Source organism: Butyrivibrio sp. LC3010, from assembly GCF_000424385.1.
Lineage (GTDB): Bacteria > Bacillota > Clostridia > Lachnospirales > Lachnospiraceae > Butyrivibrio.
In genome coordinates this window covers 82,100-106,341 of record NZ_AUJU01000022.1, presented here as the reverse complement: position 1 = coordinate 106,341, position 24,242 = coordinate 82,100, and the positions used below count along the sequence as shown (strand labels likewise).

20 protein-coding genes and 8 tRNA genes are annotated in these 24,242 nt (G+C 39.9%); 24 read left to right on the top strand and 4 right to left on the bottom strand.

From position 1 onward, the window contains the following. Positions 1 to 123: 123 nt before the first annotated feature. Positions 124 to 197: transfer RNA gene (locus tag G622_RS0114075), tRNA-Arg, on the bottom strand. A gap of 500 nt (positions 198 to 697) precedes the next feature. Here G622_RS0114075 and G622_RS0114065 point away from each other — a divergent pair. The 23 genes from G622_RS0114065 to G622_RS0113950 all read left to right on the top strand — a co-directional run bounded on the left by G622_RS0114065 (position 698) and on the right by G622_RS0113950 (position 22,074). Next, the gene (locus G622_RS0114065; RefSeq protein WP_026511231.1) at positions 698 to 1,855 is read left to right on the top strand and encodes a THUMP domain-containing class I SAM-dependent RNA methyltransferase; all 1,158 of its coding nucleotides are present in this window, start codon (positions 698 to 700) and stop codon (positions 1,853 to 1,855) included. Then, entirely contained in the window at positions 1,848 to 2,876 is a 1,029-nt protein-coding gene (locus tag G622_RS0114060) for an N-acetylmuramoyl-L-alanine amidase (RefSeq protein WP_026511230.1), read from the top strand. Before G622_RS0114065 ends, G622_RS0114060 begins: the two co-directional genes overlap by 8 nt. Positions 2,877 to 2,902: 26 nt before the next feature. Then, positions 2,903 to 3,517 carry an RdgB/HAM1 family non-canonical purine NTP pyrophosphatase gene (gene rdgB / locus G622_RS0114055; RefSeq protein WP_081675328.1) on the top strand — a complete coding sequence of 205 codons (615 nt, stop codon included), beginning with the start codon at positions 2,903 to 2,905 and terminating at the stop codon, positions 3,515 to 3,517. After that, a complete protein-coding gene (locus tag G622_RS0114050) occupies positions 3,510 to 4,001 on the top strand; it encodes a metallophosphoesterase (RefSeq protein WP_026511228.1) in 492 nt (163 codons plus the stop codon). The genes rdgB and G622_RS0114050 overlap by 8 nt, the downstream gene beginning before the upstream one ends. Positions 4,002 to 4,138: 137 nt before the next feature. Further along, positions 4,139 to 4,212, top strand: a tRNA-Arg gene (locus G622_RS0114045). Positions 4,213 to 4,251: 39 nt separating this feature from the next. Beyond that, positions 4,252 to 4,325: transfer RNA gene (locus G622_RS0114040), tRNA-His, on the top strand. Between the two features lie 78 nt (positions 4,326 to 4,403). Beyond that, positions 4,404 to 4,475, top strand: a tRNA-Gln gene (locus tag G622_RS0114035). A 35-nt stretch (positions 4,476 to 4,510) separates the two neighbouring features. Next, positions 4,511 to 4,583, top strand: a tRNA-Lys gene (locus G622_RS0114030). Positions 4,584 to 5,082: 499 nt separating this feature from the next. Beyond that, the gene (locus tag G622_RS0114020; protein ID WP_026511227.1) at positions 5,083 to 5,343 is read left to right on the top strand and encodes a hypothetical protein; all 261 of its coding nucleotides are present in this window, start codon (positions 5,083 to 5,085) and stop codon (positions 5,341 to 5,343) included. After that, the gene (locus G622_RS0114015; protein WP_026511226.1) at positions 5,336 to 5,911 is read left to right on the top strand and encodes a hypothetical protein; all 576 of its coding nucleotides are present in this window, start codon (positions 5,336 to 5,338) and stop codon (positions 5,909 to 5,911) included. Before G622_RS0114020 ends, G622_RS0114015 begins: the two co-directional genes overlap by 8 nt. A 381-nt stretch (positions 5,912 to 6,292) precedes the next feature. Next, on the top strand, positions 6,293 to 7,741 hold the full coding sequence (locus G622_RS0114010) for a hypothetical protein (protein WP_026511225.1): 1,449 nt from the start codon (positions 6,293 to 6,295) through the stop codon (positions 7,739 to 7,741). Between the two features lie 487 nt (positions 7,742 to 8,228). Then, entirely contained in the window at positions 8,229 to 9,260 is a 1,032-nt protein-coding gene (locus G622_RS0114005) for a GGDEF domain-containing protein (RefSeq protein WP_026511224.1), read from the top strand. Positions 9,261 to 9,687: 427 nt separating this feature from the next. Then, positions 9,688 to 10,710 (top strand): LacI family DNA-binding transcriptional regulator, encoded by a 1,023-nt coding sequence (locus tag G622_RS0114000; protein ID WP_026511223.1) that lies wholly within the window; start codon positions 9,688 to 9,690, stop codon positions 10,708 to 10,710. 129 nt (positions 10,711 to 10,839) lie between these two features. Next, entirely contained in the window at positions 10,840 to 11,514 is a 675-nt protein-coding gene (locus tag G622_RS0113995; RefSeq protein WP_026511222.1) for an SGNH/GDSL hydrolase family protein, read from the top strand. Between the two features lie 45 nt (positions 11,515 to 11,559). Further along, positions 11,560 to 12,477 carry an AEC family transporter gene (locus G622_RS0113990; protein WP_026511221.1) on the top strand — a complete coding sequence of 306 codons (918 nt, stop codon included), beginning with the start codon at positions 11,560 to 11,562 and terminating at the stop codon, positions 12,475 to 12,477. Between the two features lie 102 nt (positions 12,478 to 12,579). Continuing rightward, positions 12,580 to 12,957 carry a helix-turn-helix domain-containing protein gene (locus tag G622_RS0113985; RefSeq protein ID WP_026511220.1) on the top strand — a complete coding sequence of 126 codons (378 nt, stop codon included), beginning with the start codon at positions 12,580 to 12,582 and terminating at the stop codon, positions 12,955 to 12,957. A 182-nt stretch (positions 12,958 to 13,139) separates the two neighbouring features. Next, on the top strand, positions 13,140 to 14,486 hold the full coding sequence (locus G622_RS23035) for an ABC transporter substrate-binding protein (RefSeq protein WP_049945873.1): 1,347 nt from the start codon (positions 13,140 to 13,142) through the stop codon (positions 14,484 to 14,486). 2 nt (positions 14,487 to 14,488) lie between these two features. Continuing rightward, complete coding sequence (locus tag G622_RS0113975; protein ID WP_026511219.1) at positions 14,489 to 15,364, top strand: carbohydrate ABC transporter permease; 876 nt, start codon at positions 14,489 to 14,491, stop codon at positions 15,362 to 15,364. Beyond that, positions 15,357 to 16,223, top strand: a complete 867-nt coding sequence (locus tag G622_RS0113970; RefSeq protein ID WP_155831497.1) for a carbohydrate ABC transporter permease — start codon at positions 15,357 to 15,359, stop codon at positions 16,221 to 16,223. The genes G622_RS0113975 and G622_RS0113970 overlap by 8 nt, the downstream gene beginning before the upstream one ends. A gap of 30 nt (positions 16,224 to 16,253) precedes the next feature. Beyond that, complete coding sequence (locus G622_RS0113965; RefSeq protein WP_026511217.1) at positions 16,254 to 18,098, top strand: cellulase family glycosylhydrolase; 1,845 nt, start codon at positions 16,254 to 16,256, stop codon at positions 18,096 to 18,098. A 109-nt stretch (positions 18,099 to 18,207) separates the two neighbouring features. Next, a complete protein-coding gene (locus tag G622_RS0113960; RefSeq protein ID WP_026511216.1) occupies positions 18,208 to 19,404 on the top strand; it encodes an AGE family epimerase/isomerase in 1,197 nt (398 codons plus the stop codon). Next, complete coding sequence (locus tag G622_RS0113955) at positions 19,405 to 20,577, top strand: glycoside hydrolase family 130 protein (RefSeq protein ID WP_026511215.1); 1,173 nt, start codon at positions 19,405 to 19,407, stop codon at positions 20,575 to 20,577. A gap of 642 nt (positions 20,578 to 21,219) precedes the next feature. After that, a complete protein-coding gene (locus G622_RS0113950) occupies positions 21,220 to 22,074 on the top strand; it encodes a hypothetical protein (protein ID WP_044957721.1) in 855 nt (284 codons plus the stop codon). 326 nt (positions 22,075 to 22,400) lie between these two features. Here G622_RS0113950 and G622_RS0113945 read toward each other — a convergent pair. The 3 genes from G622_RS0113945 to G622_RS0113935 form a co-directional block, all read right to left on the bottom strand. Continuing rightward, positions 22,401 to 22,471, bottom strand: a tRNA-Gly gene (locus tag G622_RS0113945). Positions 22,472 to 22,567: 96 nt separating this feature from the next. After that, positions 22,568 to 22,638: transfer RNA gene (locus G622_RS0113940), tRNA-Gly, on the bottom strand. Positions 22,639 to 22,663: 25 nt separating this feature from the next. Further along, positions 22,664 to 22,737, bottom strand: a tRNA-Pro gene (locus tag G622_RS0113935). A gap of 207 nt (positions 22,738 to 22,944) precedes the next feature. Here G622_RS0113935 and G622_RS0113930 point away from each other — a divergent pair. Continuing rightward, positions 22,945 to 24,240: a sensor histidine kinase gene (locus tag G622_RS0113930; RefSeq protein ID WP_026511213.1), complete on the top strand. Its 1,296-nt coding sequence runs from the start codon at positions 22,945 to 22,947 to the stop codon at positions 24,238 to 24,240. The last annotated feature ends 2 nt before the right edge of the window (positions 24,241 to 24,242 follow it).

Here is a 24,242-nt window from a genome sequence, read left to right as displayed (position 1 = left end):
AAGTCCAGGGGACTTCGGCTTTGCGCCGACCGGAGCGAAGCGGAGATCGAACCCGTTCGAAGCCGATAGGCGTAGAACAAAAAAGAAGACATGACTTTATGTCATGTCTTCTTTTTTCTTTAACGTGTGTGAAAGGATTCGAACCCTCGACCTTCTGGTCCGTAGCCAGACGCTCTATCCAGCTGAGCTACACACACAAACTCACGAACATTTCGTGCAGCAAAAACAATTATAGCATACAACATATAAATGTCAATAGATTTTTTTCTTTTTTTTTAAAGTTATTTTTCAAAGTAACCGCAACACTATGTTCGAATATTTTAATAGGCGCTATAAGGCGCCTGTTTCTTTGTCTTTAAAATGCGATAATTTTCTTCATGGGTTTTGATGTGTCTTTTTTCGCTTTTCCTGTGGGACCATTTCCACCTGCAACAACATCAAGCTGCACTTCTCAAAAGAGGTAATTTGCCAGACTAAATGCAACGCATAAAAATCATTATTTTACCCTATTAATGGGAGGAGACCGGCATGGGTGGGGACGCCATACCGGTCATTAAGAAAAGGAGATTGTCCTTTTTGTTCTGCAATAAGTATATCGACAAGTCTTTTTAAAACTTTATACCCAAAATTAACTTTTTTTATTTTTTTCAAACTGTGATAGAATATAACGGATTGTAAACTGAGAAAAGGAATAAGTATGCAAAGATTTGATTTGATTGCTCCATGCCATTTTGGGCTTGAAGCAGTATTAAAAAAAGAAATAATAAACCTCGGATATGAGATAAGGGAGGTAGCAGACGGCAGAGTGACATTTGCCGGAGATGCAGATGCCGTTGTGCGGGCTAATATTGGTCTTAGATCGGCAGAAAGAGTCCTTATCAAGATAGGTTCTTTCAAGGCCATAACTTTTGAAGAATTATATCAGGGCACCAAGTCTCTTCCGTGGGAGCAGTATATTCCCAAGAACGGGAAATTCTGGGTAAAAAAGGCCAGCAGTGTCAAAAGTAAGCTGTTTAGCCCATCAGATATACAGTCTATTATGAAAAAAGCCATGGTGGACAGACTTAGCGATATCTATGGAATTCGACGCTTTGAAGAGGATGGCGAGAGCTTTCCTGTCAGAGTCTTTCTGATGAAGGATGAAGTTACCGTAGCCCTAGATACTACAGGTGATTCACTTCACAAGAGAGGTTACAGGAAATTAGAGGCTAAGGCACCTATAGCTGAAAATCTTGCTGCTGCACTTTTGATGCTTACACCCTGGAGACCTGACAGAATCCTTGTGGATCCTTTTTGCGGAAGTGGAACATTTCCTATCGAGGCAGCCATGATTGCGGCTAATGTTGCACCCGGAATGAACAGACATTTTACTGCTGAAAAGTGGACTCATATCATCACACCTCAGAATTGGAAGGATGTCAGGGAAGAATGCATGGATGAAATAGACTATGGAGTAGAAACTGACATTCAGGGCTATGACATAGATCCTGAGGTCATAGAGATAGCCAGAATTAATGCAAAAAAAGCCGGAGTTGAGAAAATGATTCATTTTCAGGCAAGACCGGTTGCTGAGCTTAGTCATAGGAAAAAGTATGGATTTATAGTTACAAATCCTCCTTATGGAGAGCGAATCGGCGAACAGAAGGAACTTCCTGCATTATATAAGACCCTGGGTGAGAGATTCAAAAACCTGGATTCCTGGTCCATGTATCTCATTACAGCCTACGACAAGGCTGAGAGGGACATCGGTAAAAAGGCTGATAAAAACCGCAAAATTTATAACGGAATGATTAAGACATATTTTTATCAGTACATGGGACCTAAACCGCCCAGAAGGATTTTGGATAATGATTGAGGATAAACTAAAGAAAACAGCCATATTTACAGGGATATTCGTTGCTTTATCCCTGAGCATTATGTTTTATAGGGCTGCCACAAAAAGTGTAATGATTGCAGAAGCGGGAGATGCCTATAAGACAAACGTCGGTGATATCAGGCAATATGATCTGAGATTTGATAAACCTGATAAAGACAGCGAAGAAGGCGTACTTGTAATCCCTCTTGAAAGCGGAGTTACTTCAGATAATATCCAGTTTGTGGAAAAACATGCAAGACACCAGTTTGTACTTTATATAAATGGAAAAACACCTGATTTTTACAGTAATAACAGCGTGATTTCGGATTTGGAATGCATTGAATCCGGCACATATGCCCCTCTAAATGATAAGGGAATGGTGTGTCTTACTTTTGAGCTCGATGGCTTATATCAAAACGAGACTTCTCTTGGCGACGGAGAAATAAATGTCAGCTTCAATAAACCTGATTATGAAAGTGAAAATGTGGTTGTCATTGATCCGATGGATGAGATCGGTGTTCAGATGATACCTTATATAAAAACAGCTTTGGGAAATGATGATATCATCCTTTATTTCACAACTCTTGACGACCACCTTGCCGGAGATGAAGAAGTTATGGGACTTATAAAAGATTCCCAGGCGGATTTTTACATACAGCTTGGAGTTGATGACACCAGGGAGAGCGATTCGGGAATCAGAACGTACTATAATGACAGATTTTTTATCAGGGGCTTCGGGAATGTCCAGCTTGCTGATAAACTGGAAATGAATCTGGCAAAGGCTGCAGAGTGTAATGCACTTGGACTTGCAGCAGCAGATGAGAGTAATCAGAAGCTTTCATATTCAGTGGTACCGTCAGCTTTTGCGACAATAGGTAATATCAATAACAGAGTGGACCTTGAAAGGCTTGGAAAAGATAGCTATATAGAAAAATGCGCAGAAGGCCTTGCTGAAGGAATAAGGACATCATTTAGCATTAATAGCCCTATAGCAGACGAACCTGAAAGCGATGGTAAATAATAATCATAAATGGAGATATGATACGAATGAAGATAATTTTTGCAACCGGAAATAACAATAAAATGAAGGAAATCAGAGAAATACTGGGAAATCTTACATCTGAAATCAATTCAATGAAGGATGAGGGGATTGATCTTGATATAGTTGAGGATGGAAGCACCTTTGAGGAAAACTCCATGATAAAGGCAAGAGCCGTAGCTGCTTACTGTAAGGATAGGGGAATGACGGATTTTTGTATAATGGCAGATGATTCCGGACTCGAGATTGATTATCTTGATAAGGCACCGGGGATATATTCAGCGAGATTTTTAGGACATGATACGCCCTATTCTGAGAAAAATAAGCAGATACTTGAGAAGCTTGACGGAGTGCCTGATGAAAAGCGTACCGCAAGATTCGTATGTGCAATTAGTGCAGTTTTAGCTGATGGAAGAGAATCGGTTGTAAGAGCGACAATGGAAGGAATAATTGGTCATGAAATAGCCGGAGAAAACGGTTTTGGATATGATCCGATATTCTTTTTGCCTGAATATGGCAAGACTTCGGCTGAGATATCCCCTGAGGAAAAGAATGCCATAAGCCATAGAGGAAAAGCACTCAGAATGATGGAAGAGAAGCTTAGGGGATTATTAGATGCTTAAGATATTAGTAGTTAGCGACACTCATAGAAAAGATGAAAATTTTTATAAGGTAATTGAGAAAGAAAGCCCTTTAAGCCTCATAATCCATTGTGGAGATACAGAAGGCAGCGAGACCCAAATGCAACAGCTTGCAGGGGCTCCTATGCGCATTGTCAGGGGGAATAATGACTTCTTCTGTGGACTGCCGGATGAACAGATTTTTGAAGTCTGGCCCCATACCTTTTTTGTGACACACGGGCACAGATATCTGGTGAACATGGGGAGCGATGAGATCAGAAGAGAGGCTTTTAGCAGAGGCGCAGACGTTGTAATTTATGGTCATACACACAAACCTGTTGCTGCTGAGATTGACGGAATGTATGTATTTAATCCGGGGAGTCTTTCTTACCCCAGACAGGAGGGAAGAAAACCTTCCTATCTGATCCTTACTGTGGATGATGAGGGCGAATTATCCTATGAAATAAAGTATCTGGACCTGCTTTGACAGATTCCGTTTTTTATCAGAAATACAAAATCTATAATTTTTTTGAAAAAAATAAAAAAAAGTTATAAATTCTATTGACAACATAGTAACCCTACTTTATAATCTATAAATGTCGCTGCGATAGAGAGCGACGATATGTGTCCGTAGCTCAGCTGGATAGAGCAACGGCCTTCTAAGCCGTGGGTCGGGGGTTCGAATCCCTTCGGGCACATTTTCAGATGAATAAGATATTTGTTGATCTGAGTGTATGGTGGGTATGGCGCAGTTGGTTAGCGCGCCAGATTGTGGTTCTGGAGACCGTGGGTTCGAGTCCCACTATCCACCCTGATTTTTTAAGGGCGTTAACTTAGACATTTAGTTAGTTCTGAGTTATCATTAAGTAAGCACATCTGCTGTGTATGATGGGCTATCGCCAAGCGGTAAGGCACAGCACTTTGACTGCTGCATTCGTGGGTTCGAATCCCGCTAGCCCAGTTTTGATATATCACTGCTTTGCAGTTTATATATATGAGATACTAGCTCAGTTGGTAGAGCACTTGACTTTTAATCAAGTTGTCGTGGGTTCGATTCCCACGTGTCTCATTGGTTTAATAGGTCTGAGATGTAGATAATATCTGCGTCTCAGATTTTTTTATTATCAAAAATATTGATTACCAAACGCTTGTTATGATTACCATTTTTCTGCCCGGGTTTTCTCTTGTTTAGTGTCTCACGAGCAGTCCTCATATTTGAAGTAGTGAAGTAGTTCTGATTGATAGTTTGAGGGCTGTTACCGAAGATCATGGGAGAACTGTTTGGTGTTAAGCGATCTACTCTAAGTGAGCATATAAATAATATCATTGATACCGGAGAACTCGATGGGACTTCTATCGGTTTTTCCGATAAAAGTACCGGCGGAAGAAAACCTAAGATTTATAATCTTGATATGATTCTGTCAGTAGGGTATGTGTGTTACCATATTTATCATAATTTTTCAACGAAATATTTTTGACAAAATTAATTGCTTTTTCACGTTAAGAGTGTAACATTAAAAGTGCCAAGAGAATGCTTTCTTGAGAAGTTTTGAAAGAGAGGTAATGCTATGGTTAAAGCTAAACTAACAATGGAAGATCTTAGAGTTGGAATGCATGTTGAGCCAGAACAGCTGTCGGACTTATATGGAGTGTGGGTATTCATAAATCCGGAGACTGTAAGGGAGGATGGTTTTGATATAGTATATTTTTGTGATGAGAATACAAAAGATGATACAGAGATTGAGAAGATACGAAATCGATTCGGGAAGACTACTGTGATATATCAGCCCAAATTCTATGAAGATGAGGATGCTGCAATTTATGACTGATTTTTTAGAGTTAAAGCTTACAAAAAGTTTGGAATTTAGATGTGATTTCAAGTCTGATATATATGGTATTCATGGAGAATCTATATATTTCCCGGGGATTAGACAGTCTGGAATAAAAGTAGACACCGGTGCACATGGTGTTTTGATTCCGTTGAGGACTCTATGTTGGGCTGATGCGGAAATACAACAACTGGTTGATGATGCTGTTAAGTATCATAGAGAGAGTTTATCAGTTATAAATGGCGTAGAAAGCATTAACACTATTTCCAATAATCAACTGAGGAGCGAAACGGATAGTTTTATAAAATCTTACAAAGGAATGGCTATTAGTGTTATTGCTGATAAGATAGAAGTAGGTGGATTGAAATTTACTGATATTCCGGTTAGAGTAACACCTTATACAACAGGTAATATCCTACTTGGAATGGATGTGATAAAAACGATGGATAGTCATATTGGAACCAGTAGGATTACAGGAGAAACGACATTGCTCGCGTGTCCTGAAGAAGCTATAAGTAATGACTATCTTTTGGCATTAGAGAGACATTTTGGATTGATTACAAAATAGTTTTATTGATTACCAAATTAATTACCAGAGACACGATCGATGTGCGGGAACCTCCTTCCTTACTGGATTTCTTAAAAAAGATTAACTGGGTTCGATTCCCACGTGTCTCATTATAAATATGGCTCTGAAATATAGATTTTATCTATGTTTCAGAGTTTTTTCTTTTTGAAAAGGCGATTGCCAGACCCTTTTAGGATTAATTTTCCTTACAAACCTAAATGACTCGCTTGTAAAAAGGTCATTCTTTTACAGACATATTTTAAATGCTTAATCATGTAGTTTAGAAATATTTAATCTTTGCAATTATTCATTTTCCTTTGTATTACAAATATACTTAATTTAGATGATATATATCAAATCAAAGCATAGAGGAGGTATATTATGATATCAAAGAAAATAATATCCGGGCTGGTTAATTTAACTCTTGTATTATCGCTTGTATCCGGTATGTTTATTCAAACACCTGTGAAAGTTAATGCTGCTACACAGTACAAATGGGTTCTTAAATCCTCTAAAACTGAGTACGGTAACTCAGAATATTTAGGTGATGTCTGGAATTTTAAACATGAAGAAAAAGATGGGCAGATAATTTACAATATTACGCGCACATTTTCCAACATTGACGGTACCTTTACTGGTATATATACTACAAAGTCTGATATTCCACCGGCTACCATAAATGGAGGTCAAATAGTTTCTCTTAATGTAAGTGCAGCTGTTCAGGGCGGAATGGATAATCTGTTGTGTTCTAATAATGTATATTTATATACTCGCTACATAGACAGTGATGGGACAATGGGATATGGACGAAAGTTTACAAAAAAATCCACCGAAAAAACAGAGGGTAGCAGTGTTTCTGTTTGGACAGGCCCCACAACAAATAGGCAGTATTCAGATAGTGATGTTGTCTATTACAAGTTCCCTGAAGGAGAAAATGAGGGCGAAAGATTGTGCATAGAGCTTGAGATTACTACAGGTACTATGAGTAATGGAAAGCATAATGGTGGACTGACAACCCGCTGGTTCTATACGTGGGAAGAAGACAAAGAAGCTATTAAAAAGGCAGCAATTACAAGTGCAAATACAGCAGCAGAAGAAGCGAAGAAAGATCCTACTGTTGATAAGATTAAGGCAGCTAAGGATGCTATCACAGCAGCTGAAAAGGCAGGGGCAAGTGATAATGAACTCAGTACAGCAAAGGAGGCTTTGAAAGCAGCTGAAGAAACTGCTAAGAAGGCAGAGGAAGAAAAGAAAAAGAAGGCAGAGGAAGAAAAGAGAAAGAAGGCTGAGGAAGAAAAGAAAAAGAAAGACGAGGAAGAAAGGAAAGCAGCTGAAGAAGCAGCTAAGTCTGACGGCTCTACATCTGGAACACCTGCACCTGTAGGTAACGAACTTAAAGATGCTAACGGCACAACAACCGGATTTGTAGTAACAAATGCGACAGCTGGTGCCGGAGAGGTTGAATTCAAAGGTACAGATGCTGACAGGGCAGTGACCGGTACATTTACAATTCCTGAAGTGGTTCAAGATCGCAGTGGTAATACTTACAAAGTGACAGGTATCGCTCCCGAAGCTCTTAAAGGCGCAGCAGGTAAGACTCTCAACATTGGTAAGGATATTAAGAAGATTGGCAAAGATGCATTTAAAGATTCTGCTTTCACAAAAATTTCTATTCAGACCGACAAGAAGGGTAAAGTTACAATTGGCAAGGGTGCATTCAAGACTAAAAAGAAAGCTACGATCAAGGTAAAGGGCGCTAAGGGCAGTTACAAGACCAAACTTATCAAGAAAATCAAGAAGCAGGCCCACAAGAAGTCTAAGGTTAAATAATTAAAAGTTATTTTTGTGGTATTGCTATTTTGTTAAAACAAATAGTAATTGTCAGTTGTGTTTCTGAACTTATAAGACTCTGAAATATAGGTTTTCTATATTTCAGAGTTTTTAATTTTATAGGAGCTATGAGATTAAAAACTCTTCGCGAGGATGTGCACTCGCTCGAAAGGAATATAGTTGCTGAAGCAATCGCACCTGGCGCGAGAGGAATATAGTTGCTGAAGCAATCGCACCTGGCGCGGGAGGAATATAGTTGCTGAAGCAATCGCACCTGGCACGGGAGGAATATAGTTGCTGAAGCAATTGCGCTTGGCACGAGGATTTCGCAAGCGAAATCCTTATAATATTAAATATATATTAAAAAGTTCTTAAATATATGCTATTCAATTGAATTGAGCTTGAAGAAAAAATGTTAGAACCATACAATATATTTACTGGAGATATTATTTTTGTCACAATTTCCTTGATCCTTGGGAGTTATAAAATGGGTAAATTATTGGAGTTTCTGGTAAATAAGAAAAATAAGGTATTCCTGGTTACATGCCTTTATGTCCATGTGACATCACTCCTTTTTTATGCCTATTATGACGCTCCTTACCTGGCAATCACGAATGCAATCAGTAGCTTGATGTATGTGATTCTTCTTATTACTGACAAAGCAGGTAGTGACAGGAATATTATGATTGCATTTATCGAGATCATCTTTTTCTCTGTTACATGTGAGATGCTGACCGTAGGTACTTACGGGTTCATATTTTATCCTCTCGGTATGGTTGCAGTTATATTTCATCTTGTATCTACTACCAAAGCTAAGAGAGCTTTACTGCAACTTCTTGCCATCATCGGCACATTCGTTATTTATGGTGTAAATATCACAGGCTTTATTCCGATTAAAAGTATTGCTAACGACCTTAGTGAGTTTCAGGCGTTTATTGTGGCTTCTAATCTTGTTGTAACAGTCAGTACCATGGTTTATGTGTCATTTTTGTATATGGCTGAGCAGGAAAAAAATAAGGCCCTGCTTGAATACAATATCAATCATGATCAGCTGACAGGACTGTATAACAGAAGGTTTTTTTACACAGCTATTGAAACCATAAGAAAGTCCACCAGATTGTTTTCACTTGCCATGGTGGATCTGGATAACTTTAAGAGAATAAATGATACCTATGGTCATGAATGCGGAGATGAGGTGCTAAAGGCACTTTCGGAGATTTTTACTGAATCCCTTGATGAGAATGATATAGCTGTCAGATGGGGCGGAGAGGAATTTATTCTGTTCATGCCCGGAATTGATGAGAAGGAAGCAGAAGGGCGCCTTGAGCATATGCTAGAGAAAATACGTGTCTGTGAGGTGAAGTTTGAAGACAAAACGGTCACTTTTACAGCAACTATAGGGTTGGCATCATGTGATGATCCGCATAAGTATGAGCAGGTTATCAACGAAGCAGATCAGAACCTGTATTACGGAAAAAACAACGGCAAAAATCGAATTGTTACTCATATTCCCAAATAATTGAATTGTGTATTTCGCAGCCTATATTACAGAAAAAGAGCTGCGCATATCTGAAAGTCTTTATTTCGCAGCCCAAATTATCTAAAAAGAGCTGCGAATATCGGAAAGTCTTTATTTTGCAGCCCATATTACAGAAAAAGAGCTGCGCATATCTGAAAGTCTTTATTTCGCAGCCCATATTAACTAAAAAGAGCTGCGCATATCAGAAAGTCTAAATTCTACAGCACATATTGCCTATAGTTTATCAGAAGATACTGTTCACACAGCTCTGCTCACCGTAAGGTGCGAGCAGCAACTATCAGGCAATATTGCATTAATGCACTAAATCATCAAAATATGTCTATTGATTTATTTAGCTTAATTTATTATACTTTGATTAGCTAAATTTAATTTATCAAATAATTAAATTAATTGATCGGAGATAAAAATGGCAAAGACAGTGAAGTTGGCGGATATTGCAGACAGGCTTGGGGTGAGCGTTGTTACGGTTTCCAAGGCACTTTCCGGACAAAAGGGAGTTGGAGAGGAACTCAGGGAGAAAATCATAGCACTTGCGGATGAGCTGGGATACAGACTTCCCTCTGCAGTTGAAAAGGTTAATTTAAATAAAGGGCAGAGTATTGGAATACTGATCCATGAGAAGCATTTTAGCAAGTACAACTCTTTTTATCTGCAGATGTATCAGATGTTGTCTGTAGAGCTTTCGGCAGCAGGCTATTTTAATCTGCTTGAACTTGTGAGATATGATTTTGAGAAGGATTTAATTCTTCCGAATCTTGTAAATGAGGGGAATGTCAGCGCGGTAGTTCTTCTTGGAGAGTTCTCTAAGGAATATTGTACATTTTTGAGATCCAAGTTGTCAGTCCCTATCCAGTATCTTGACTTTAATGATAATAGTGAGGAGATTAACTCCATAGTATCGGATAGTTTCTATGGTGGATATTACCTTACGAATTATCTGTTTGATAAAGGGCACACGGATATAGCTTTTGTGGGATCGGTTCTTAAGACCTCCTCCATCACGGACAGATACCTTGGCTATTTGAAGTCAATGATGGAGCATGGAGTGCCGGTAAATGATAAATGGGTCATTGAGGACAGAGATGAGAAGACAGGAATAATCTTTTCTCCAGAAATCCTGCAGCTCCCGGATGAACTTCCTACAGCTTTTGTTTGTAACTGCGACCTGACCGCAGGGGTGCTTATAAAGAAGCTTGAAAAGGATGGCTACAAAGTTCCCAAGGACTTTTCCGTGGTTGGATATGATAACTTCATTTTCCCTGGAACCTGTGATGTTGAGATCACAACCTATGAGGTAGACATGCCTGTCATGGTTAAGAAGACCGTTGAAGTACTTAATAAACTTATGAGGAACGAAGATTTTTCTTCAAAGACACATATAATAACCGGACACCTGGTTGAGAAAAGCAGCGTAAGAGCGCTAAGATAGTGTCAAATCAAATATGAAAACATTGGACTGACCTAAGGAATAGATGACATAAGGGCTCCTGCCATAAATGGGGCATTCTTATGTAGGATTACCGTAAGCGATACCCCTTAGGTCGAAGAAGGAGGAAAAATGGAAGACGAGATCAGAAAATTTATGGAAGAGCAGGGGCTTAAGGAAAAAGCTCTGAAGGTTGAAAGGTACAGAAGATTAAACAAGTTTGCAAAGAAAGGACAGATTCTTTTTGTGGGCTCAAGCCTCATGGAACAGTTCCCTATAGATGAGATGCAAAGACAGATAGACATACCGCTTGAAATCTATAACAGAGGAATCGGCGGCTATGTTACTACAGAGCTTCTTGACAATATTGATGCATGCATACTGGAACTGGAGCCTAAGTATATTTTCATAAACATCGGAACAAACGACATAAGCGGTCCTACATATAATAAAGAGGAACTGCTTGCCAATTATGGAAAAATACTTGATATAATTAAGGACAGACTTCCTGATACCAAGGTTACTTTACTTAGTTATTATCCGACTAATCCTGAATTTGGTGAAAAGCTTCCTTACATGAAAGAGGTTTTGTCTTACAGATCAAATGAGAGGATAAAGGAGGCTAATGAGGACGTAAAAGAGTTTGCCGAAAAAAGAGGCTTACCCTGGGTTTATGTTAACGATGGCCTCATGGATGATAAAGGGTATCTGAAGGAAGAGTTCGCAATAGATGGAATGCACTTTTTTGCCAACGGCTACAAGGTTATCCTGGAAAACATGCTCCCGATGCTGAAAGAGCTGCACTGAAATCTGCCTACGGACTAAATAAATTACTAGAAATGGAGATTTTAGATGGTACAAACAATATTCTTTCAGATCTGCACAATGTTTTTGCTGGCTTTATGCGGCTACTGCTTATACAAGGCAGGAAAAATCACCGACGAAGGCAGTAAAACAATAGGTAACATACTTATTTACTTATCCCTCCCCTGCGTTATTATGAGGAGCTTTTTCAGGGAAAGAACAGAGGGTGAGCTTACGCTACTGATCGTGGCGGCTGCCCTGTCCTTTTTGGCACTTTGCATTTCAACTATCGTATCAAGGTTGATTTTCAGAAAGGATAAAGTAGCTGTTTTTGCGGGAGCTTATAGTAATCCGGGATTTTTTGGAGTTCCGATCATCACAGCTTCTCTTGGTGCAGATGCGGTATTTTTTGTAGCTCCGTTCATTGGATTTTTAAATATGTTTCAGTGGACTTATGGAGTTTCCCTTTTAAAGGGTGGCAATAAGATTGAGAAGATTACCCTCAAGCAGATTGTGACGGCGCCGTTTTTTATAGCTATAATAATAGGATTGTTTTTCTATTTGTCAGGAATTACGCTTCCGTCATTTGTTTTGAAAAGTATCAATCACATCGCTGAACTGAATACACCTCTTGCGATGTTTACAACGGGAATTTACCTGGCTCAGACGGATCTTTTGAAGATGCTTAAAAAGCCGGTACTGTATATTGTTTCGGCAACAAGGCTTGTTATCATTCCTCTTGTGATTATGTTGATTCTGATATTGATTCCGGAGCGCTTTGCAAGCGAAGCTATGAAAATGGCAATCTTTATTGCAACTGCATGCCCGGTAGGTTCAAATGTTGCGGTATATGCACATCTTTATAATGCAGATAAAAGTTATGCCGCTGAGACGGTCGTGATATCCACATTGCTTTCGATTATTACGATACCTTTTGTGATATATATCTTCGGCCTGTTCGCATGACTTAATTATTGTTTTGAGCAGAGCGCTTAACGGGGCATTTCACGAGCTTAGTTGAGTCTGCTATTGAAAACGGTATTTCTGCTGTGTTTTAGGAGTTTTAATATGGATATGTTATATGTGGATGGAACCGGTATTTCCGGGCGAAAACCTCTCAGCAGAATAGGTATGGCCAAGGAATACATAAATGATAATTATGCAAGGCAGCTGCCCCTCAAAGAGGTGGCGGAAGCTGTGGATTTAAATACATCGTATTTCAGCAATTTCTTTAAGTTAAAAACCGGGAAAAAATTTACCGACTATCTTCTTGATGTTCGAATGAATCACGCGATTGAGCTTTTGTGTGATCCCAGAACCAAGATCTATGAAATAGGCATCCTGGTAGGATATGAAGATGTGGTAAGCTTCGGCAGAGCCTTCAGGAAAAAGTTTAAAATGTCCCCCGGACAATACCGTGAACAAGTGATTTCCTGCATTCAGTAATGGATGCAGGATTTTTTTGTTTAAGTGGAATATATGACTGTTTTTAGGTAAATTAATCTAAAAATATGTATATAAAAACAAAAATATGTAATTTAAAAATAAGGTAAATTAAAGTAATATAATCATACAAGTTGCAACTTATATTAGCTAAAAACTCATATTAAAAGTATTGGAGGACAATTATGAAGAGAAAATTAGCACTTGGACTGACTATGATTATGACCGCATCATCACTTGCAGCATGCGGATCACAGGATACAGAAAGCATTAAAGCTGAGGCGGGTAGCGATAATGCTGAAGGCGCTGAACCAACGGAGAGTGAAGAAGGCGCTGAAACTACAGGGAGCGAAGAAAACGCTGAAACCGGGAAAACTGCAAATCTTTCAGGTAAGATTGTTGTAGCAAGTAACAGAACAGACCTTGAGGATGACCTCAATGCTTATGCAGCAAAGTTTATGGAAGAAAATCCCGGAACAACTGTAGAATTTGAAACAATTAAGGAATACGACGACGTAGTAGCTACCAGAATCGCAGGTGGCGAAGCACCTGATCTGTTCTATGTAGTAGATCCTATTAACCAGGATTCCTATGCAGATTATTTCCTTCCTATAGATGACCTTAAATATACAGCAGATGACATTCTTTTCTATGAGAATGGACGTGGCTCAGACGGCAATCTTTACGTCCTTCCGCTTACTGTTTCCTACTGCGGAATGATCTACAACAAGCAGGCATTCAAGACAGCAGGAATCGAAGAAGTACCCAAGACAGTTGATGAATTCTATGCTGACTGCGACAAGCTCAAAGAGGCAGGAATTACACCTGTAGGAACAGCTTTCAAGGATGTATGGCCGATCTTCGCATGGTGCGGATGGGGCGAAGTTAACTTGACAGCAGGAGATGAGCGCGGAGAAAACAAATACGCACAGCAGGACGAAATCTATGATGACGTAATGCTTAACTCAATGAATATCGTTAGAGAACTTAATAAAAAGGGCGAGCTTGAAGATGACATTATGTCAGCAAACTGGGATCAGTTTAAGCTTGACCTTGCACAGGGTAAAGTTGCAATGCACTATTCAGAGACCTGGCTTCCCACTCAGTTTGTTGAGCTTGGTGCAAACCCTGATGATATAGGTATGTTCCCCTTCCCGGGTGCAAAAAATATTAAAGCAGGTTCAGGAAAACAGTGGGGCGTTTCCAAGGACACTGAAAGTCCTGAACTTGCAAAGGCATTTTTGAGCTACATGCTTGAGAATCCTATTTCAGATGCAGATATACCTTCCAACCAGAACCTTCAGGTTGATGATCCTTTCGTAGCTGAACTTCTTAGCTATGGCGTTGAGCCTCTTTCACCAATCGTTGGTACTGCAGAGTTCAGTAATATCAGAAATGCAATCGAGCTTGATGGCCAGCAGTTCTTCCTTACATATGTAATGGAGCAGGATGATGCTAAAGCTAAAGAGCTTGTGGATGAATGGAATGCAAAATGGGCAGCAGAGCGCCCGAACTGGGTAGAAGGAAATTAAGAATGAGTTCAAAAGCAAAAGATAGAATTTTAATCATTGGATTTTTATTTATACCGATGATCCTTTTGGGGCTGTTTTCATACTATCCACTGGCAAAGCTCATACAGCTGAGCTTTACGGACTGGAACGGTATGAGCCCGAAGCTTAACTATATAGGTGTCAGGAACTATAAGGATATACTCAGTCAGAAGGAACTGTTCAGTACATTTGCCAATAACATGGCATATGTGCTGACAGCAATCCTGCAGCAGTTTGCGGGACTTTTCCTGGCTGTGCTCCTTAACAGCAATATCAGAATGAAAACCACTTTCAGGGCAATCTTGTTCATGCCTTACATCATCAACGGTGTAGCAGTAGCCTTCATGTTCAACTACATGTATGACTACAGTAATTCTCCAATTAACCTCATTCTGAATGCACTTGGAGTCAGCTCGGTACACTTTATCAGTTCCTCCTATATGACTAATTTTGCTTTGTCCTTTATCAGTTTTTGGAAATATGTAGGGTACACCATGGTAATTTACCTGGCTGCCCTACAGTCAATTCCAAGTGAAGTGTACGAAGCAGCCAGAATTGACGGAGCCGGATTCTTCGGAACGATAGCATACATTACGTTCCCTAATATAAAGAGCATGCTGAAGGTATCGCTGCTGCTTAGCTTAAATGGTGCGCTGCAGGTTTACTTCGAGCCCTTCCTTATCACAAAGGGTGGTCCGAACGGAAGAACTGCAACCTTTATCAGCAAATCTTTAGAGCTTGCTTACAACTATAGGAAATACGGAAAAGCAGCAGCAATGGGTGTCATACTTCTTGTTATGATCATTCTCCTTGTGCTGGTTCAAAGAGTACTATTAAGAGAGGAAAAAGCAGATGAGTAAAATTAAGAAAGTGAAGGATATGCCTTCCTCTCCATTTGTTATTAACAATAAAATCGGAAGATTTTGCATATATTTTCTACTGGTCATTGGAGTAATAGGCGTGTTTGCACCGCTTTTCATAATACTGAACGTGTCACTTAAGACCAATGATGAGTACATGATGAAGGGCGTTTACTCCATTCCTGAAAATATAGTGAATTTCGCAAATTACATAAGAGCTTTTAATGAAGGAAAATTTGTGACAGGCTTCATGAACACTGCAATTCTGGTACTTATAAGTGTACCTCTTGCGATACTTTTTGGAACCATGGTCGCATACACCCTTTCAAGATTCAATTTCAAATGCAAAATGCTGGTCTATATGGCATTTCTGATTCCAACATTTATCCCCGGAATGACTGTAACAATAGCGACTTTCCAGATTATAAAAACTCTGGGACTTTATAACTCAATCTTAGCGGGAATCATTCTCTACATCGGAACCGATATCATGCAAATTTATATTTTCATGCAGTTTATAAATCAGGTTCCAAAGGCGCTGGATGAAAGTGCGAGAATCGACGGAGCCACAAGACTTCAGATTTATTACAAGATAATTCTGCCACAGCTAAAGCCTGCTATTGCAACAACTGTAATATTAAAGCTTCTGGGTATTTATAACGACTTTTTTACCCCCTACATGTACATGCCCAAGATCAAAACTGCGGCGACAGGACTGTATTCCTTTTCAGGAGACAAGCTGGCTGAATGGCCGCTGATGTCGGCAGCAATAATTCTTGTAGCCGTGCCCACCATCGTTATTTATATTTTCCTGCAAAAATACATCATTAGCGGTGTTACGGATGGAGCTGTTAAGTAAAAATTGTTTATAAATGAGGAGTAGTTTTAAGTGAGTAGTTTTAAGAATTTTATAACCTGTGAGGGAACAAGGCTCATGGATGGCGATAAGGAACTGAGATTCATATCCCTCAATTATCCCCAGGCAACAAGCGACAATCCCTGGGAACAGGAAAATGCCATAAAGACCATCAAGGCAATGGGCGGTAAAGTGACAAGAACCTATGTTATGCCTGTTTATAACAGTCAGAATGAAAAATGGGCATATGTCACGGGAGTTGATGCTGATGACAACCTGATTTTTAACGAAGACGCCTTAAATGCTCTGGATAATCTTCTGGCGATCTGCAATAAGCATGGAATCAGAGTGATCATTCCTTTCGTGGATCACTGGCACTGGGTAGGAGGAATGGAGAGCTATGTGTGGCTCGCAGGACTTTCAGAGGGCGATACCCCAAGGAGAGGAACCTTCTACGATTGGGCATGGAAATTCTATTCGGAAGAAAAACCAAGGCATTATTTCAAGCAGATGATAGAACACCTTCTTGATAGAAAGAACACTGTCACCGGGGTGAAATACAAGGATGATAAAGCAATCCTTTGCTGGGAGACGGGAAATGAACTTGGGGGCAATCCCAAGGCGCAGGAGGATCATGATGCAGAGCTAACTGAGTGGACCAGAGATATTGCAGGATTTGTTAAGAGTCTGGATGAAAACCATCTGGTGCTGGACGGAAGAATGTCAACAACAACGAGCAGCAGAAAAAGTGATAACCCCTCAGATATTCTGGGAGCTCATTATTATGAAGGTGATTTTGCCAAAAGATGTGCGGAAGAGACTGATATAGTCCACTGCGAGGCGCAAAAGCCTTACATTCTAGGGGAGTTTGGAACCTATGTATCAGCTGAGCCCTGCAACCGTGTGTTTGAGGAGGCTGTAAAGCATAATGCAAACGGCACAATGATGTGGAGTCTCAGAGCTCACAAGGATGGATATGGTTTCTATTTTCATGATGAGGATGGATACTGGGCATCCTATCACTGGCCTGGATTCCCCGCAGGAAGCTATTACGGTGAGCGTGAGATTTTGCGAAGTATTTATGCCTATGCACAGATAGTGAATAATAATGCATCAAATTATGATGAGGCGAAAAATATTCCTATTCCTGCGCCTGAGACGGATGAGGCACCTTTGCTATACGAAGAGAGCTTTAAAGGCTCAAGTGTTTCAGACATTAAATGGCGTGGTGTTGTGGGCGGAGCCTACTACGAAATCCAAAGAATGGAAGGCGTAGCAGATGAGAACACAGATGAGAGCAGCTGGGTGACAATAGCTTCGGAAAATGAAAAAATATATGACAGCGGAAGAAACTGGGAGGATGACAGAGACTGCATAGCGGGCTTTAATGATGAGACCGCGATAGACGGACGAACCTATTCCTATAGGCTAAGAGCCTGCAATGAAAGCGGAAAAGGCCTGTGGTCAAACATAGTCACTGTGAAAAAGGTCTGCCATAAGCTGGTGGATCCACTTGATCTTATTTCCGTATCTATCGATGATCCAAATCCTACCGAAATCCGTCGCACCTACAGTAGTTTTCACAGCCTTTGCATCAAGTGCGAGGATGGAAAAATATTCAATTGTTCTGACTCTGAGGAAGGCTTTATCGAATATAGCTCACGTATTCCTATCAAAAGCGTAAATGTGGAATTACACGGGAATCCCGATAAAATCAGGCTATGCGCATCAGAGGATGGAACGAACTATGAAGAAATCAAAGATGTTTTAAATGTAAGTGATAAGAAAATGTACTACAACTTCAGACTTTTCCTTGCACCGGGTAGCAACGAGACGGTGGATTCGGTGACATTTTTATATGAAAATAGCAGCTTATGATGATGCCGGCATTATTTCAGATAGAGTAGGGATAACAGGTGATAAGTCCTTGCAAACTATCTGCTTTTTGCCAACAGGAATTCGTTAGTAATATTTTTGAGGATACCAAATGATAGATGAAATACAAAAGGAATTAAATGAACACATCATTCCCTTCTGGAAAGGGCTTAAAGACAATGAATATGGCGGTTATTACGGATATTTGGACTATGACCTTAAGCTTGATAAAAAGGCTAAAAAGGGTGCCATACTTAACAGCCGTATACTCTGGTTCTTTTCAAGGGCGTTTAATGAGTTAAGAGACAAGTCTCTTCTTGAAGAGGCGGAGCATGCCTACAGATTTATGAAAGAAAAAATGATCGGCGACGGAACAAACGGAATATGCTGGTCTGTTACCTATGATGGAAAAGTGCTTGATGGTACAAGGCACACATACAATCAGGCCTTTGCTATATATGCCCTCTCTGAGTTTTACAGAGCATCCGGGGAGCGTGAGGCTCTTCGGATGGCTCATGAACTCTTTACAGTGATTGAGGAAAAGTGCAGGGATAATGACGGATATCTGGAAGCTTTTGATGAAGATTTTAACCTCCTTCCAAATGACAAGCTTTCAGAGAACGGAGTTATGGCTGACAGAACAATGAATACAGCTCTTCATGTGCTTGAAGCCTACACGCTTTTGTATGAAGTGACAGAGGACTCCGGACAAAAAGGAGCTGTGGGAGATAGGCTTGCTGAGCTTTTACTTATTGTGAAGGACAGGATTTACAACAAGGAAAAGCGCAGGCAGGAAGTCTTTTTTGACATGAACTATAATAGCCTTCTTGATCTTCACAGCTATGGACATGATATAGAGGCTTCCTGGCTTATTGATTTGGCTCTTGATACCCTGGATGGAAAGCATCTTGATAAAAATGATGCAGATGAAATAAGAAGTATGAATCTTGAAATGGTGGAGAATACCTACAACAAAGCCTTTATTGACGGCTCCTTTGTCAACGAGTGTGAAGAAGGAAAAGTTGATAAAACAAGAATCTGGTGGGTACAGTCAGAAGCAATGGTGGGATTCGTGAACGGATATCAAAGAAGCGGAGAGACTAAATATCTTCAGGCTGCGAAAAGCATCTGGGAATATACGAAAAATCATATGATCGACAAAAGACCGGGCTCCGAGTGGTTCTGGCAGGTTGATGAATATGCAAATCCCGGACAAAGGCCTATTGTAGAGCCCTGGAAGTGTCCCTATCACAACGGAAGGATGTGCTTTGAGATAACGAAAAGATTGCGAAAAGGAGAGGAACAATAAATGATTCACGAAAAGTATTATGAGGAGCTTGAAAAACAGGAAAAACTCATTAATAGAAAGAATGAACCGGCACCCTTTTATAACGGACTGTACGATAGATATAAATACCCTGTTCTCACAAGAGAGCATATTCCGCTTACCTGGAGATATGATCTTAACAAGGACACCAATCCTTATTTTATGGAGAGACTTGGTGTGAATGCGGTCATGAATTCGGGAGCAATTTATTTAAACGGAAAATATTATCTTGTTGCCCGGATCGAGGGGAATGATAGGAAGTCCTTCTTTGGGGTTGCTGAGAGTGACAATGGAATAGATAATTTCAGATTCTGGGATCATCCTGTTCTTTTGGAGGACACTTGCAAAGAAGAAACGAATGTATATGACATGAGACTTACTCAGCATGAAGATGGCTATATCTATGGCGTTTTCTGCTCTGAGAGTAAGGATATCTCTGTAAATGATCTGTCTGCAGCTGTGGCAGCAGCCGGTATAGTAAGAACAAAGGATTTGAAAAACTGGGAAAGACTCCCTAACCTTGTTACACTTCGCAGTCCTCAGCAGAGGAATGTGGTGCTTCATCCGGAATTTGTTGATGGAAAGTATGCCTTCTACACAAGACCGATGGATGATTTTATCGAAACAGGAAGTGGCAGCGGAATTGGCTTTGGTCTGTGTGAAGATATAACAAAGGCGGTTATCGATGAGGAAAAGATGACTAGCCTTCGCAAATACCACACCATTACTGAGGCTAAGAACGGAGCCGGCGCTGTGCCTATAAAGACAGACAGAGGATGGATTCATATTGCACATGGGGTTAGAAATACAGCCGCGGGTCTTAGATATGTTCTGTATTGTTTTGTGACAGACTTAAATGACCCTTCAAAGGTGATTGCCGAGCCCTCAGGACTTTTGATAGGACCAAGAGGTGAGGAGAGAGTAGGGGATGTCTCCAATGTAGTATTCACCAACGGGGCTATCGTGAATGATAAAAACGAAGTGTTCATCTACTATGCATCATCAGACACCAGAATGCATGTAGCTACAACCACCATCGACAAACTCCTTGATTTCTGCTTCGAAACACCGCAGGATCCCGGAAGATCGGTGTTGTGCGTAAAACAGAGAGATGAACTTATAAACAGAAATCTTGAACTCCTGAAAGAAAATTAACGGGAAAAGCGGGTGATGGGGCGCTGCTCGTCCGGGGTTGCTACTCGTCCGGGGGACGAGTGTTTAGCAACGACCGGAGTGAAACGAAGACCGAGCGTTCAGCGCCGACCCTTGCTGGATGTCCGGGGGACATCCGTTTAGCAACGACCGAAGTGGAACGGAGACTCGAACCATGGGTTCGAGGGCTCCGCTCGCTTAAAAAAAAGGGGCTGTCACACTAAATTAGTGCGACAGCCCCTTTTTTTTTACTGAACGACTCTTTTAAGCAAACATGTGAAGCCACAAAAGCCTTGAGTGTACTATAAATACAGGCTTTTTCGACTTATGATGTGATATAAGTACCTCCGGAGAGTATCACATGATTCGGAGTATTATATAATTAAGAAATATGGATTGTTTGAGGATGATACAAAAAACATCAAAGATTGCTGGAACAAGGCTTTGAAAATTTTTCTGTAAATAAGGAAATTCTATGATAATTTAGGTTTATGAAGGATGTGGTCAGATTGGCTCCATCCTTTTTTGAATAAACAATCTGATATCAAGCAAGTCAATGATTTTTTATATCTGGAGCATATTATCAGTTCATAAAGGATTTCAATATGGTAAAATTATATTAGAAATAAGTATAGAGGTAAAAGCGTGGAAAATAAAGATATTGTGTCAGCAACTGAGCCAGTTATGAAACGTACCATCAAGGACAGTGTATTTACAGACCTGTTTGGTATTCCCAAATACCTTATAAAATTGTATAGAGCTCTTCATCCCGAGGATAAAATAACCGAAGAAAATGATATAACAGATGTGACTATAAAGAATATCCTAACGGATGCTCCTTATAATGATTTAGCCTTCAGAATTGGGGATACAGTGCTGTTGCTCCTGGAGCAGCAATCCACATGGTCGGTAAATATCGTGATTCGCGAACTTATGTATTTGATGCAGACCTACAACGAGTATTGCACAACAAACGGTATTGACCTGTATCATAGTAAGAAGGCTAAACTTCCAAGACCTGAGCTGTATGTCCTGTATATAGGTGAAAGAAAAAATCGCCAAGAATTTATCTCCTTTAAGGACGAGTTTTTTCCTGACCAGGATATTACGATAGATGCGAAAGTAAAAGTAATCTATGACGGGCAGCCCGGAGACATTATAAATCAATATGTCAGGTTCACAAAAGTTGCTAATGATCAAATCAAAAAATACGGCAGAACAAAGAAGGCTATAGAAGAAACCATCCGAATCTGCAAGGATGAGAATGTCCTTACGGAGTACCTGAGAGAAAGAGAGGTGGAGGTTATGGATATCATGACAGCATTATTTGACGAAGAAGAAATTTCAAGAAGACATGATTTGAGCGTTGAAAAAGATAAAGCAGAGAGCATAGCAAAAAAGCTGATTGCTAATGGAAAAATGTCACTTGAGGAAATAGCTGAATGCGCAGGCTTGACACTTAAAGAAGTGGAAAAACTTGCAAATATAGAGCTTGTCTAGTATTTGCATTAGGGCGAACTATATAATTATATTGGTCTTGATTGGTGAACCTCCACCAGAATCCAAGCGAGGAATGATAATGATTAGTAAGTATAATAATCCCATGGGCGCAACCCATGGGATTATTTTTATACACATCTGATAATTTGAGCGGTGAATAGAACTCTTTTTTGATGTTTTTTAACCTATAAAACAAAATGATTCCAATTGATGTGAGATTATACAACTGCGATAATGGAAGATTATAAGCAAGGTTCAGCTACTATGCACTATGGTCAACGCAAAAAAATGCCCTCAAATCCGCATGGATTCTGGGCAAACAAAAAAGCGGGTGATGGGAATCGAACCCACGTATCCAGCTTGGAAGGCTGGTGTTCTACCATTGAACTACACCCGCAAATACAAATATTAGATTTTTAAATCAGGGTAACAGGATTCATACCTGCGACCTATTCATGAAAATAACCTAGGACAAAATCTAGGTTATTATTTAAGCGGGTGATGGGAATCGAACCCACGTATCCAGCTTGGAAGGCTGGTGTTCTACCATTGAACTACACCCGCATATACAAATATTGGATTTTTAAAATCGGGGTGACAGGATTCGAACCTGCGACCTCCTGGTCCCAAACCAGGCGCTCTACCAAGCTAAGCCACACCCCGTTTGGAAGCGTTTCGATCATTGCCTGTCCCGCAACGCAAGTAAGATATTATCATCTAGTGATTTAGATGTCAACACATTTTCAAAGTTTTTTTGAAATTTTTTGAAAAACTTGTTATATTATGAAAGACGATGCCGAGAATGCAGTAAATATCTGCCTTTTCGGATACAACAGGTTTTAAAATTTTTTAGTGGGAGAGTAATTTTTTATGGATCATACTATTGATTATGTCAATTTGGGAATAGCAGCCTTCCTTTTGGCGATAATGTGCATCAAATTATTCGGAGATATTCATCTGAGGAAGGCGTCCAATAAAGAACGTTTACAGTTCACTAAGATGCTTGTTGCGAATTCCATTATGCTTCTGGCTGTTATCCTGGGCAAAATTTTTGTCTGCACTATCAAAAACGATATGCTTCTGATTTTTTTGTCCACAGTGGCCTATGCAGTTTATTTTGTGGGGTTTTATATGCTGCTTGGATTTTATTCGGTTTACGTTACCTACTATATTTCAAGAATGAGCGGTAAGAAGCTCAAGATCAGAGTGTTTATACTGCTTCTTGTGATCAGTTATCTGGTGATGCTGGTATTTTATCTTTTTAGGGGCGGAGTCATATCATTTGACGGGAATAACTTTGAAAAAGGTCCTCTTTACTTTATTGGACAGGTTGGCGGGTATTCGCTTCTTTTCCTTACCTTCATATATATGGTGGTCTATCGTCAGTATCTGAAATTAAATAATATCCTAAGACTTCTGTCGATTGTATTTTTTCCGCTTATCGGTGTCATCATACGGTCGTTTGTTCCTGACCTTGAGGTATTGCCGTATTCCTTTTGTCTGTCACTGATTTTTATGGATAATACATTCCAGTATGAGCAGGAGAGGCTTATCCTTGAGCAGGAAGATAAGATTTCCAGAGACAGGATTAAGATCCTGCTTAGCCAGATAAGACCGCATTTTTTATATAATGTGCTTAATTCCATCTATGTACTGTGTGAAAAAGATCCTGAAAAGGCCCAGGAAGCCATTGGACGTTTTGCTGATTATCTCAGGGGCAATCTTGACAGTCTTGAAAAAGCGGAGTGCATAACCCTTCAAAAGGAAATGGACCATGTGACCAATTACCTTAGTCTTGAAAAAATGAGATTCAGAGAGAAACTTACAATAAAATATGATATCAAAGATGAGAGATTTTTGCTCCCGGCACTGTCTGTGCAGCTTCTTGTGGAAAATGCGGTTAAGCATGGAATACATAAAAAAGAAGAAGGTGGAATTGTTCGTGTTGAAAGTTTTTCAGATGAAGATTACTATTATGTAGTTGTTGAGGATAACGGAGTCGGATTTGATTCAGAGGAGATTAAGAACAGCGACGGACTTCATATCGGACTGGATAATTTAAGGGAGCGTCTGCTTACCATGTGTAAAGGCCTTTTGATAATAGAAAGTACGAAGGGCGTCGGCACAAAATCAACTATCAAAATTCCAAAAGTGGGTTATAATTGAAT